An 11,516-nucleotide genomic window follows, 5' to 3' on the forward strand; every position below is an offset into this window, starting at 1 on the left:
TGCCGGGCATCGGCGGTCCAAAGCACAACCTCGTGCGACTTCTCGCGACCACTCATCACTGTCCGGGCGGACATCCCAGGGGGTGCCCTTCCGGACAGCTTTTCTACATGCGCAAGGCGTCAGAAATCGACGCGAATCCCCAACATGCCGACGAACTGCGAACTCGTCGACGACGGCGTGCTGTTCTGCGAGTCGCCCACCACCGGACCGGCGTTGATGATGCTCGTGGCGTTTGCGCCGAGCGTCTTGCCGTTGGCGTGCTGCCACGCTTCGAGGGCGTAAAGCGAAGTGCGCTTCGAGAGCGAGTACACCTGCGCGAGCGAGACCTGATGATAAGTGGCGGAGTCGTTGATGCCGTTCGCCTTCGACGCCGCCGTGTAGCTGTACGCCGCGGCCAGACGCCATTGCGGCGCCACGATCCACGACGCATGCACGCCCGCCGTATTGAAGATCGCCGTATCGTGGAACAGCGACGCAGCGCCCGGCTTGTACTGCACATTGCTGTAGCTCGCGCCCAGCGTCACGCTGCCGATGGTATAGATACCGGCAAACGCGATGTGTTGCAGCGCGTCGGCAGACAGATAGCCCTGATTGACCGCGGACGAGCCCGGCGTGCCTGTGGATGCACCGTTCCAGCTCGTGCCCGTGCCGCCGACGTTGTTCATGCGCAGATAGCCGGCTGCCAGCGAGATCGGGCCGCCGTCGTAACGCAGGGCGCCGGAGTAGGTGTTGCCCTTGCTGAACGCGCCGGCCTGACCGCCGAAGCCGTATTGCAGGCTGGCCGTCACGCCCCACAGGACCGGCGAGGTGTATGTCACCGAATTGTTGATGCGGATGGTGGTGTCGAGACCGTCGATATCGCCCGGGTGAGCGCCGGTCGCGCCCGTCACGTAGGCGACGGGGCCGATGGTGCCGACCATCAGGTAGTAAGGCGAGTACTGACGACCGATGGTCACCGTGCCGACCTGGTCGTTCTTCAGACCCACGAATGCCTGACGGTTGAACATCACGCCCGAGGAGCTGAACGCGCCGCTATTGACGTCGAAACCGTTCTCCAACTGGAACAATGCCTTGGTGCCGCCACCGAGATCTTCGGTGCCGCGCAGGCCCCAGCGGCTGCCCGCGAGGTTGCCGTTACGCAGGTAGGTGTTCGACTTGCCGTTCTGATTGCTGCTGTAGGTCAGTGCATCGTCGACGATCCCGTACAGCGTCACGTTCGACTGCGCGAACGCCGGCACGGCGCCGGCGGCGAGACCGGCCAATGCTAGCCCGGCAAACAGTTTCGAATGTCTCACGACTTCTCCTCTTGTGATGTGTTTTGTTGGACTTCGCTTGAAACCTTGCTGCGTGCCACTGGTGCTAAAAACGAGGTGCCTTGCCGCTCCAGTCGGGTTGGTATTTGCGCATCTGAACCGCGTCGTTACGGGTGCGCAGTCCGCAACGCAGGTATTGCTCGTGGAGCTTGGCCAACTGGTCCCGGTCGATGTCGAGGCCGAGTCCCGGGGCCTTTGTCACGGCGACCGTGCCATTGCGGATCGCGATCTTGCCGCCGCGCACGACTTCTTCGTCGGCGGCTTGCCACGGGTAGTGCGTGTCGCAGGCATAGGACAGACGCGGCACGCTGGCGGCCAGATGTGTCATCGCCATCAGACTGATGCCGAGGTGCGAGTTCGAGTGCATCGACAAGCCGAGATCGAACGTCTCGCACATGCGCGCGAGCAGTTGCGTGTCGCGCAATCCGCCCCAGTAGTGGTGATCGGAAAGGATGATTTGCGCGCCGTTCAGACGCACGTTCTCGCGGAATTGCCGCAGGTCTGTGACGACCATGTTGGTGGCGAGCGGCATGCCCGTGGCGCGGTGCAGTTCGGCCATGCCTTCGAGCGTGGGCGTGGGGTCTTCGTAATACTCGAGATCGCCCGCGAGTTCGCGCCCCATGGCAATCGCCGTGGGTAACGACCAGTTGCCGTTCGGATCGATGCGCAATGGCTTATCGGGAAACGCGCGCTTGAGCGCCTTGAGACACTTCACTTCCTCGGCGGGGTCGAGCACACCGGCCTTGAGCTTGATGCTGCCGAAGCCGTAGGTATCGATCATCGTGCGGGCTTGCACGACGAGTTGCTCAGCGCTCAGCGTTTCGCCCCAGCCATCCTGCGCATAGCCGGTCACTGGGGCGTCGATGTGCTGTGCGTATTTGAAGAACAGATACGCGCTGTACTGCACTTCCTGACGCACGGCGCCACCGAGCAACTCGACGAGCGGAATGCCCAGATGACGCGCCTGCAAATCGAGGAACGGCACTTCGAACGCGGAGTAGATTTTCTCCGCGTCCTTGCGCGGATCGGTGCCCGGTGCGAGTTCGTATTCGACGCGCTCGCCGCGAACCCCCTGACGCACCACGGCCGCTACGCGGGCGCGCAGCCCGTTGGTGTCGAACGGGTCCATCCCGATCAGATGCGAGCGAGTGTTTTCGAGCAATGCCAGCACCGGCGCATCGCCATACGTTTCACCCAATCCGACATGCCCGTTATCGGTCTCGATTTCGATGATCGAGCGCAATGCAAAGGGCTCGTGAATGCCGGCGGCATTGAGCAGCGGCGGGTCGCGAAAAGCAATCGGAGTGATCGTGATGCGTTGAATTTTCACGGCGGAGGATTCCCTTTCTCGGTAGGCGCGGGCAACTAGCGGATACGCAATTTGCATTGCGTAACACCACCTTTGTGTGACTTTTACGTCATCGTATGACTGGCCGTAATTTAGGTGACGCATAGGGCGTCTCTCTATCGGTGTAATCCCTGATGAATGGCTCGGCATCCTGATGAAATCGCCTGAAAACACGCGGTAAAGCGCGAATATCTCCATTTCTAAGGGAAATCTCTGAGGTGGTTTGGCATGTCTCCTGATTGCAAATTCACCATTCGAGTCATATGATGACTTACGAGAAATTCCACTCAAAAGAGGAGACAGCATGGCCTTCAGCCGCAGGGGATTCTGGCAACGCACGCTTGGCGCACTGGCGTGTGCCGCTGCATTGGGAAGCATGGCGAGTACCGCAACCGCTGCGCCGGTCGCGCTGAACATCGTTGACGTCGCGGGCAACCTCGCGCTCACGCAGAAGGGCTTCGAGGCGTTCCGCGACAAGTACCCGGATCTCGTCTCCAAGATCACCTTCACCAATGCACCGGCCCCGCAATTGCCGGGCAAGATCAAGGCCATGCAAGCCGCCGGGCGCTCCGACATCGATATCGTGCTGACCGGGACCGATGCCCTTGCCGCCGGTATCCAGCAAAACCTCTGGCAACGCCTGCTGCCCGAGTACAGCGCGAAGTTTCCGGGCGTGCTCGACAAATACGCGCCGAACGTGCGCGCCATGCAGGAACTCTCGAAGGGCTACGGTCTGGCCGTGACGTTCATGCCGGCAGGCCCGCTCGTGGAATACAACCCGGCCAAGGTGGCCAACCCGCCGAAGTCGCCCGCCGAACTGCTGGCGTGGTGCAAGGCGAATCCAGGCAAGCTGATTTACGCGCGTCCGGCCAACTCAGGTCCGGGCCGTACCTTCCTGATGGGGCTGCCGTATCTGCTGGGCGACAAAGACCCGCATGACCCGATCAAGGGATGGGACAAGACATGGGCGTTCCTGAAGGAACTCGACGCCTGCATTCCCTACTACCCGGGCGGCACGTCGGCCGTGATGAAGGAGTTGGGGGAAGGTAGCCGCGACATGACGCTGACCGTCACGGGCTGGGACATCAATCCGCGTGCGTTGGGTATCGTGCCGGCGACCTTCAAGGTGCAGTCGTTCGACAAGTTCACGTGGGTCAACGACGCGCATTACATGGTTGTGCCCAAGGGCGTGCCGAAAGAGAAGATGGACGTTATCGTCAAGCTGATCAACTTCATGCTCGAGCCCGCACAACAGGCCCTCACGTATGACGACGGCTACTTCTATCCGGGCCCCGCGGTGAAGGACGTGCCGCTGTCCGCCGCCCCGGCGAAGAGTCAGGAAGTGATCGCGAAGTATGGCCGTCCGGAATACGCCAAGCTCATTGCCGATTTCCCGCACGCCGTGCCGCTCGACGCCACGGCGATGGTGGCGGCGTTCCAGAAATGGGATGCCGAGATCGGCTCGCTCAAATCGAAGTGACCGGAGGGATCGGAGCCGCGTATGAAGCATAACTTTCAACACCTGCGCCTCGACAACGTAGCGCGTAGTTTCACCAATGCGGAAGGGCAGTCCGTCGCCGCGCTGAACGGCCTGGATCTGAGCATCGAGCGAGGTGAATTCATTGCGTTGCTGGGGCCCTCGGGATGCGGCAAGTCGACAGCGCTCAACTGTATTGCCGGACTCACGCCGCTCACTGGCGGCGCGATCTGGCTCGACGACGAGCGTATCGACGTGCTGCCGAGCGAGAAGCGTGGCTTCGGTATGGTCTTTCAGAACTATGCGTTGTTTCCGCACATGAGCGTGCTCGAGAACGTGGGCTTCGGCCTGCGTATGCGCGGCACGCCGCGTGCGGAGATCGAGAAGCGCGCCCGCGAGGCATTGCAACTCGTGCAACTCGTAGGACATGAGCGCAAGCTGCCCGGCCAGCTCTCCGGCGGGCAGCAGCAGCGCGTGGCGATTGCCCGTGCCATCGTGATCGAGCCGCCCGTCGTGTTGATGGACGAACCGCTCTCGAACCTCGATGCCAAGCTGCGCATCGAGATGCGCGCGGAGATCCGTCGCATTCACGGCAAGCTCGATCGCGCCACGATCTACGTCACGCACGATCAGGACGAGGCCCTTTCCATGGCCGATCGCATCGTGGTGATGAAAGAGGGCGTCGTGCAGCAGATCGGCGCCCCGCGCGACGTGTACTGCCGTCCGCGCAATTTGCATGTCGCGCGCTTCATGGGCTATCGCAACGTGCTCGACGTGTCGATCACGTCGGCGCAGGGGGAGCATGCCCGCGTGTCGTGTGGCGGCGCTTCGTTCGACGGCGTGCTCATGGAGTCGCCCGGCAGCGAAGGCAAGGTCAGCGTGGCGATTCGTCCCGACGATTTCGAGCGCGCTCAGGCCGCTAACGACAACGCTTTCGAAGCAGTGGTGGAGACCGTCGAGTACGGTGGTCGCGATTCGTTGCTGCGTGTGGCATCGCCGTTCGGGCCGCTGTATGCGCGCCTGCCCGGCGACTACGCGGTCGGCGAGCGTGTGCCGCTTCATGTGCCGGCCGATCGCACGCTGGTCTATGCGGGGGAGCGCGCATGAGTGCCGCCGCAACGTCCGCATCGTTGACGCCGGCCGCGCGATTCGATCGCCGCAGTTGGCTGGTCGCACCCGCGCTGGTGTGCCTGATCGCGATGTTCGTGTACCCGTTTGTCTATGGCCTGTTCCTGTCGTTCGAGCCGATGGAGGGCGGTGGCGTCTTCGCGAACTATGTGAAGTTCTTCACCGAACCGACGCTGTGGCCGACGGTACTGATCACGCTCAAGCTCGCCGTGCCTGCCACGCTGATCAACGTGGGCGCGTCGGTGCCGGCGGCCTTCGCGCTGCGCAGAAGCACCCGGGCATCGAAGTTCGTGACGATGCTGCTCGTCGTGCCGGTTACCCTCGGCACGGTGCTTATCGCCGACGGCATGCTGACCTACTACGGTCCGAACGGCTGGTTCCCGCAGGCGCTGCACGCCTTGCATCTGTACAGCGACGAAGTGCGTCTGACGCACAACTACTGGGGCGTGTTGATCTCGCTGGTGATCTCGGGCTTTCCGTTCGCGTTTCTGTTGATCCTGTCGTATGTGACGGGCATCGACCCGACGCTCGCACGCGCTGCCGGCACGCTCGGCGCAGGTCCGTGGCAGCAGTTCCGGCTGATCTATCTGCCGTTGCTGGTGCCGGGCCTGACGATGGCCGCGTGTCTGTCCTTCGTGCAGGCGTTCTCGGTGTTTCCGTCGGCCGTGCTGCTCGGTGTGCCGGCCGGGGCGACGCGCGTGGTGTCGATTGCGGCGTATGAGGCGGCCTTCGAGAGCTACGACTACTCGCTGGCGTCGTGCGTTGCGATTGTGATGGGCTTCGTTCAGTTGCTGATCGTGGCGGGCATGCTCGGCGCGCGTCGGGCGTTTTACAGCGGTCCCACCACGGGAGGCAAGGGATGAGCGGTACGAACAAGCATCTGGCCGGAACGCTGGCCGCGCAGAAGGGGGATTTCATGACTTCGCCTTCGCCCGTGAGTCCGGCAACGGCGGCGGGCGCGACACGTCGCAAGCGGCGTCGCGAGGGGCCGGGCTCGCGTCTGTGGCGCGCGATGGTGTGGGGCGCGATGATCTTCTTCCTCGTGAACGTCGGGCTGATGATCGCCACCGTCACGATGAATTCGTTCGCCACCCGCTGGTTCGGCACACCATTGCCCGAGGGCTTCACGCTGCATTGGTACGCGCAGGCATGGCAGGACTTCCAGCTTGCGCAAGTGCTGTGGGTCACGGTCGAAGTGGTGGGCGCCGTGGTGTTGCTGTCGATCGCGCTGGGCGTGCCCGCGGCCTATGCGCTGGCGCGCGTGCAGTTCCCCGGCAAGCGGCTCGCGATGCTGGTGTTTCTGCTGCCGATGATGGTGCCGCCGGTCACCTACGGTATTCCGATGGCGACGGTGCTCTACAAGGTCGGGCTGGGAGGCACGCTCACGGGCGTGATACTCGCGAACCTCGTGCCGTCGTTGCCGTTCGTGATTCTGGTGATGACACCGTTCATCGAACAGATCGACCCGAATCTCGAAGCGGCTGCCCGCATCTTCGGCGCCAATACGGCGAAGTACTTCCGTCATGTGTTGCTGCCGCTGCTGGTGCCCGGCATCCTCGCGGCCGGACTGCTGACGCTGGTGCGCACCATCGGCATGTTCGAGCTGACGTTCTTCACGGCGGGGCCCGACACGCAGACGCTGGTTGTGGCGCTTTACTACGCGGTCTTCTCGACCGGGGTGCGAGCGCCGCAGTCTATCGACGCGATGGCCATGATCTACATGGCGATCACGCTGCTGTGGGTGCTCATCGCGCTCCAGTTCGTGAGTCCTACGCAGTTGGTAAGCCGCGTCAAGGAAGCGCCCAAGGGGGAGTAAGGCGCCAGCGGGTGCCGCAAGCCTTCGTCGTCGGAAGGCTCGCGCGGCATCCGCCATTTTGCGATTCCGCCGTATCGCTGGCCCGCCATCGTCGTCAACGATCCATTGAGGCGGCACGCACGAGCATGCGTTGTAAAGCGAAGACGGTTGCCCCCGATTGCTGCGCCGCAACGAAAAATATCGTTCGAATTCAGGGGAATTCGATGGAATAAGGCGTGGGGGCCAGGCGTTCTGAGAGTGTCGTCACCGACATTTCACTCAGGAGCCAATGTCATGAACCAACGTCATTCGATGTCCGCCGTGCTTACCGCTGTCGTGGCCGCTGCCGGTCTCTTCGCTGCTGCCGCCGCCCACGCCCAGACGCCGCTCAAGGCCATGGGCGGCATGCTGGTCGATGGCCAGAACCGTACCGTCTACACGTTCGACAAGGATGTGGCAGGCAGTGGCAAGAGCACCTGTAATGGCCCGTGTGCCGAAGCCTGGCCGCCGGTGATGGCGGCCCCCGGCGCCAAGGCCGAAGGTGACTACAGCGTGATCACGCGCGACGACGGCAAGATGCAATGGGCTTACAAGGGCAAGCCGGTCTATCTGTTCACGAAAGACGCCGCCCCGGGCGAGATGAAGGGCGACGGCTTCAAGGACGTGTGGCACGTTGTCAAGCCCTGAGCGCACGCCTAGGCAGCACTGACGGGGAGCAAGAGGGTGTTGGCGTTCCGGCCGGCCGCGCGGCGTGAGGCAAAGTCGCGGCGGCTCAGTATAATTTCGCGGCAGGCGCCGGCGGCATTCGCCGGCCATGCCTCGGACTGGCTTGCCGCCACGCACCCTCCGCCAGGAAATTTGCCGATGACCGGTCAGGATTTGCCCAGCTTGCTCCCGGGCTTGCTGCCACGCCTCTGGGCGTTCGCGCTGCGCATTGCGGGCGATCGTCACGATGCCGAGGATCTCGTGCAGCGTGCTTGCGTGCACGCGCTCGAGCGCGTGCATCAATGGCAGCCGGGCACCTCGGCATTGAGCTGGATGTACAGCATCGTGCATACCACGTGGATCAACGAGATCCGGGCGCGCCGTGTTCGTTCGCGCGGCAGCCTCGCGTGGGACGACGCCGATGTCGAAGCGATCCCCGATCTTCAGGCGTCGACGCCGGAGGACCTTGCCAGTTATCACCAGGTGTTCGGTGCCGTCGACCGTTTGCCTGAAGCACAGCGATTCGTGGTGCTGCTGGTCGCTGTGGAGGGGTTGAGCTATCAGGAGGCGGCGCTCGTGCTCGACGTGCCCATCGGCACGGTGATGAGCCGCCTGTCACGCGCGCGCCGTACCATCGGCGAGCAGTTTCGCAACGCCGAGGGGCAACCCCGCCGCACCGACGCTGTCGGCCCCGCATCCGGCGCACGTGAGGAGGATGCGTGATGAACGAAGACGATATCCGCCTGCTCGCCTACGTCGACAACGAACTCGCCCCGGCCGAGCGTGCCGAAGTGGAAGCGGCCGTGGCTGCCTCGCCGGCGCTGGCCGATGTGGTGGCCTCACTGCGTGCGTCGCGCCTGCCGTATCGCGAAATGTTCGCTGCTCAAGCCCTGCCCCCCGTTCCCGAAAACCTGAGCGCCAATCTCGACGCGCTGCTCCGCACACATGCGCAACGTCAGCAGACGGGGACGGTGCTGGCGGGTGAGATGCCGCGAGCGAATGCCCCTGTCGCAAACGATGCGCAGGTCGCATCGTCGACGTCGGCGAACGTGCCGGCACCTGGGCGCCGCGTGCGTTCGTGGTGGCTGGCAGCGGCGTTTGCGGCAGGCGTCGCGGTGAGCGCCGTCACCCTGCCGTTGCTGCCGGGCGTGCTGCAAAAGGCTGGACTGGGCGGCCCGGTGCTGACCGGTGCCGCGACGCCCCCGCCAAAGTCGCCGCAGGGCGTAACGTGGGTGCGCGCGGCAGCCGAATATCAACAGCTTTATGCGCGCGACACGGTGGCGTCGATCAATGTGGATGCCAGCGACACCGCGCGCACGGTGGCCGATATTCAACGCGACGATCAACTCGATATCCGCGTGCCCGATCTGAAGGCGCAGGGACTGACGTTCAAGCGCGTGCAGCGCTTGCGCTGGCAGGATCGTGCATTGGTGCAGATGGTGTATCTGCCGGAGAAGGGCGACCCGATTGCCCTATGCGTTGTGAAGGATCCGCGCCCCGATCAGGGCGTGGCCGAGCAGCATATCGACCGCATGGGCGTGCTCACGTGGCGCAAAGGGCAAGTGGGTTACGCGCTGATCGGGGCACCCGGTTCGGTCGATCTGAAGGCCGTGGCGAATTCTCTGGCGCAGCTTTAAAGCGCCAGAATGTCGGGGAGCAACGGCCGGCTAAGCCGCTGGCTCCACCACTTCAACGCCTCGCCCATGCGCTCGGTGCGCCACGCCAGCCAGAAGGTCTCCGGCGGGCGTGGTTCCTCGACCTGCAATTCCACCAGCGCACCGCGCTTGAGTTCCGCACACACGCAGGCGCGCGGCAGAAATCCGTGCCCCAGCCCTGCCAACTGCGCCGCGATCTTCGCCTGCATGCTGGGCACCGTGATCCGGCGCTGGCCCAGCAACAGCCCCACTGAGCGATCGACCAGAGAGCGCGCCCCGTCGCCCACGACGATGGCGGTGTTCTCCAGCAGATCGTCCCGCGTGAGCGTGCGCCCCAGCTTGGTGAACGGATGGGTGGCGCTCACGCAGAACGCGAAATCCAGCGTACCGACCGCCACGGCCTTGTAGCCACCGCTGGCCGGTCCTTCCCCGGCGGCCACGACCAGATCGGCGCGGCCTTCGCGCAACAACTCCCATGTGCCCGTGAGCGTCTCCGTGCCAATGCGCAGGCGCGTGCCGCAGCTCAGGTCTTCGAAGGCGCAGATATCGGGATTGAAGGCGCTCGTGGGGATCAGCGAATCGTGGACCAGCCGGATTTCCGCCTCGAAACCGGTGGCGATTTGTCGCATGCGCGATTCGAGCTGGTTCGCCGCCGCCAGCAGCCACCGACCCTCCTTGAGCATCTCTTGCCCCGCGTCGGTGAGCGTGACCCTCGGGCCGTTGCGAACGAATAGGGCAAGGCCGAGCTGATCTTCCAGCTTGGAGACGGCGTAAGAAATGGTCGACGGCACTTTGTGCAGCCGTTCGGCCGCCGCGGCGAACGAGCCATATCGCGCAATGGCATCGACGATTTCGATGGCTTCCAGAGACAGCTTGAGCACGGATGAGTCTCCAAAAAGTCGATCATCGAAATTTTCGATGATAAGTCGCTAAAACCTTCAACCTTGCGTGCCTTGATTCCGACGAAACTTCTTCCAACGCGGCAGGAAACACAGACGAAAGCATACATGAGCCGCAGAGTTTGATTTAGTGAATTTTATCGAACAGTAAGACGCAATTTTCCGTTGCTTTTTATCTTTTTTGTCATTTAACGCTATCAAGGAGACTTACCATGGCCCTCAACAAACCCGTCGCCGTCGCCAAGCCCGGTTCGCTGCTGCTCACGCCGCAAGACCACACGCTGATCATGATTGACTTCCAGTCGCAGATGGCTTTCGCTACGCACTCCATCGACGCTGTCACGCTGCGCAACAACGCCGCGCTGGTCGCCAACGCTGCCGCCGGTTTCGGTGTGTCGACCATTCTCACCACCGTGGCCGAAAAGAGCTTCAGCGGCCCGATGTTCGAAGAAGTGACGGCACCGTTCCCCGGTCAGGCGATGCTCGATCGCACCTCCATGAATACGTGGGAAGACGAAGCCGTGATTCACCGCGTGAACGAGATCGGCAAGTCGCGCATCGTGCTCGCGGGCTTGTGGACGGGCGTGTGCATCGTGGGCCCGGCCCTCTCGGCGATCGATCAAGGATTCGAGGTGTATGTGATTACCGACGCCAGCGGCGACGTATCGACCGAAGCCCACGAGCGCGCCGTCGAGCGCATGGTTCAGGCCGGTGCCCGCCCGATGACGGCATTGCAGTATCTGCTGGAGTTGCAACGTGACTGGGCGCGCACCGACACGTACGACATGACCACGGGGATTGCGAAGAAGTGGGGCGGTTCTTACGGGATCGGCATCCACTATGCCAAGACGATGTTCAACGCTCACGAAGGATAAACCGGAGTAAGACGATGAAGCCCTACCTGCTGTCACTGGCGCTCGGTGTCGTTGTTGGCGTGATCTATGCGCTGTTCCACGTGCGCTCCCCGGCCCCGCCGGTCGTCGCGCTGGTGGGGCTTCTCGGGATCTTGCTCGGTGAGCAGATCCCGCCCCTGATCAAAGGCTGGGTCAAGCCCGACAGCGTGCAGACGTCGTGGCTGCGCGAGCAGGTCAAACCGCATGTGTTCGGCGAACTGCCGCAATGCGCCAAGACCGACATCGCAGCGACGACCCCTGCCAAAGAAGAGCGCACGTAACCCGTGTGCCCGGTGCCGCGCT

The 11,516-nt window shown here is 63.3% G+C and carries 12 protein-coding genes; 9 read left to right on the forward strand and 3 right to left on the reverse strand.

Annotation, left to right across the window (positions count from 1 at the left end; all coding sequences use genetic code 11):
* Positions 1 to 119: 119 nt before the first annotated feature.
* Both PI93_RS07970 and PI93_RS07975 read right to left on the reverse strand, forming a co-directional pair.
* A complete protein-coding gene (locus PI93_RS07970) occupies positions 120 to 1,295 on the reverse strand; it encodes a porin (RefSeq protein ID WP_039367019.1) in 1,176 nt (391 codons plus the stop codon).
* Positions 1,296 to 1,359: 64 nt separating this feature from the next.
* Positions 1,360 to 2,643 (reverse strand): glucarate dehydratase family protein, encoded by a 1,284-nt coding sequence (locus PI93_RS07975; RefSeq protein ID WP_039367024.1) that lies wholly within the window; start codon positions 2,641 to 2,643, stop codon positions 1,360 to 1,362.
* A gap of 394 nt (positions 2,644 to 3,037) precedes the next feature.
* Between PI93_RS07975 and PI93_RS07980 the strand changes: the two genes are divergently transcribed.
* The 7 genes from PI93_RS07980 (at position 3,038) to PI93_RS08010 (ending at position 9,403) form a co-directional block, all read left to right on the forward strand.
* Positions 3,038 to 4,141 carry an extracellular solute-binding protein gene (locus PI93_RS07980; RefSeq protein WP_224786015.1) on the forward strand — a complete coding sequence of 368 codons (1,104 nt, stop codon included), beginning with the start codon at positions 3,038 to 3,040 and terminating at the stop codon, positions 4,139 to 4,141.
* A 21-nt stretch (positions 4,142 to 4,162) separates the two neighbouring features.
* Positions 4,163 to 5,245 carry an ABC transporter ATP-binding protein gene (locus PI93_RS07985; RefSeq protein WP_039367027.1) on the forward strand — a complete coding sequence of 361 codons (1,083 nt, stop codon included), beginning with the start codon at positions 4,163 to 4,165 and terminating at the stop codon, positions 5,243 to 5,245.
* Entirely contained in the window at positions 5,242 to 6,129 is an 888-nt protein-coding gene (locus PI93_RS07990) for an ABC transporter permease (protein ID WP_039367029.1), read from the forward strand. Before PI93_RS07985 ends, PI93_RS07990 begins: the two co-directional genes overlap by 4 nt.
* 53 nt (positions 6,130 to 6,182) lie before the next feature.
* Entirely contained in the window at positions 6,183 to 7,082 is a 900-nt protein-coding gene (locus tag PI93_RS07995; RefSeq protein ID WP_052240492.1) for an ABC transporter permease, read from the forward strand.
* A 273-nt stretch (positions 7,083 to 7,355) separates the two neighbouring features.
* On the forward strand, positions 7,356 to 7,748 hold the full coding sequence (locus PI93_RS08000) for a COG4315 family predicted lipoprotein (protein ID WP_080759056.1): 393 nt from the start codon (positions 7,356 to 7,358) through the stop codon (positions 7,746 to 7,748).
* Between the two features lie 177 nt (positions 7,749 to 7,925).
* The gene (locus tag PI93_RS08005; RefSeq protein WP_039367035.1) at positions 7,926 to 8,489 is read left to right on the forward strand and encodes an RNA polymerase sigma factor; all 564 of its coding nucleotides are present in this window, start codon (positions 7,926 to 7,928) and stop codon (positions 8,487 to 8,489) included.
* Positions 8,489 to 9,403: a zf-HC2 domain-containing protein gene (locus tag PI93_RS08010; protein ID WP_039367037.1), complete on the forward strand. Its 915-nt coding sequence runs from the start codon at positions 8,489 to 8,491 to the stop codon at positions 9,401 to 9,403. Before PI93_RS08005 ends, PI93_RS08010 begins: the two co-directional genes overlap by 1 nt.
* On the opposite strand, the gene PI93_RS08015 is transcribed toward PI93_RS08010, so the two are convergent.
* Positions 9,400 to 10,302 carry a LysR family transcriptional regulator gene (locus tag PI93_RS08015; protein ID WP_039367040.1) on the reverse strand — a complete coding sequence of 301 codons (903 nt, stop codon included), beginning with the start codon at positions 10,300 to 10,302 and terminating at the stop codon, positions 9,400 to 9,402. The two genes, PI93_RS08010 and PI93_RS08015, sit on opposite strands and share 4 nt — an antisense overlap.
* A 230-nt stretch (positions 10,303 to 10,532) precedes the next feature.
* Here PI93_RS08015 and PI93_RS08020 point away from each other — a divergent pair, with 230 nt between their 5' ends.
* Both PI93_RS08020 and PI93_RS08025 read left to right on the forward strand, forming a co-directional pair.
* Complete coding sequence (locus tag PI93_RS08020; RefSeq protein WP_039367043.1) at positions 10,533 to 11,195, forward strand: isochorismatase family protein; 663 nt, start codon at positions 10,533 to 10,535, stop codon at positions 11,193 to 11,195.
* Positions 11,196 to 11,209: 14 nt separating this feature from the next.
* On the forward strand, positions 11,210 to 11,494 hold the full coding sequence (locus PI93_RS08025; RefSeq protein WP_039367045.1) for a DUF1427 family protein: 285 nt from the start codon (positions 11,210 to 11,212) through the stop codon (positions 11,492 to 11,494).
* Positions 11,495 to 11,516: the final 22 nt, after the last annotated feature.

It is taken from the genome of Pandoraea fibrosis (assembly GCF_000807775.2).
GTDB lineage: Bacteria > Pseudomonadota > Gammaproteobacteria > Burkholderiales > Burkholderiaceae > Pandoraea > Pandoraea fibrosis.

Excerpts from the sequence above, each read along its gene's own strand:
- PI93_RS08000 (WP_080759056.1), top strand. The coding sequence starts at position 7,356 with ATGAACCAACGTCATTCGATGTCCGCCGTGCTTACCGCTGTCGTGGCC.
- PI93_RS08010 (WP_039367037.1), top strand. The coding sequence starts at position 8,489 with ATGAACGAAGACGATATCCGCCTGCTCGCCTACGTCGACAACGAACTC.
- PI93_RS08005 (WP_039367035.1), top strand. The coding sequence starts at position 7,926 with ATGACCGGTCAGGATTTGCCCAGCTTGCTCCCGGGCTTGCTGCCACGC.
- PI93_RS08025 (WP_039367045.1), top strand. The coding sequence starts at position 11,210 with ATGAAGCCCTACCTGCTGTCACTGGCGCTCGGTGTCGTTGTTGGCGTG.
- PI93_RS07985 (WP_039367027.1), top strand. The coding sequence starts at position 4,163 with ATGAAGCATAACTTTCAACACCTGCGCCTCGACAACGTAGCGCGTAGT.
- PI93_RS08020 (WP_039367043.1), top strand. The coding sequence starts at position 10,533 with ATGGCCCTCAACAAACCCGTCGCCGTCGCCAAGCCCGGTTCGCTGCTG.
- PI93_RS07990 (WP_039367029.1), top strand. The coding sequence starts at position 5,242 with ATGAGTGCCGCCGCAACGTCCGCATCGTTGACGCCGGCCGCGCGATTC.
- PI93_RS07980 (WP_224786015.1), top strand. The coding sequence starts at position 3,038 with ATGGCGAGTACCGCAACCGCTGCGCCGGTCGCGCTGAACATCGTTGAC.
- PI93_RS07995 (WP_052240492.1), top strand. The coding sequence starts at position 6,183 with ATGACTTCGCCTTCGCCCGTGAGTCCGGCAACGGCGGCGGGCGCGACA.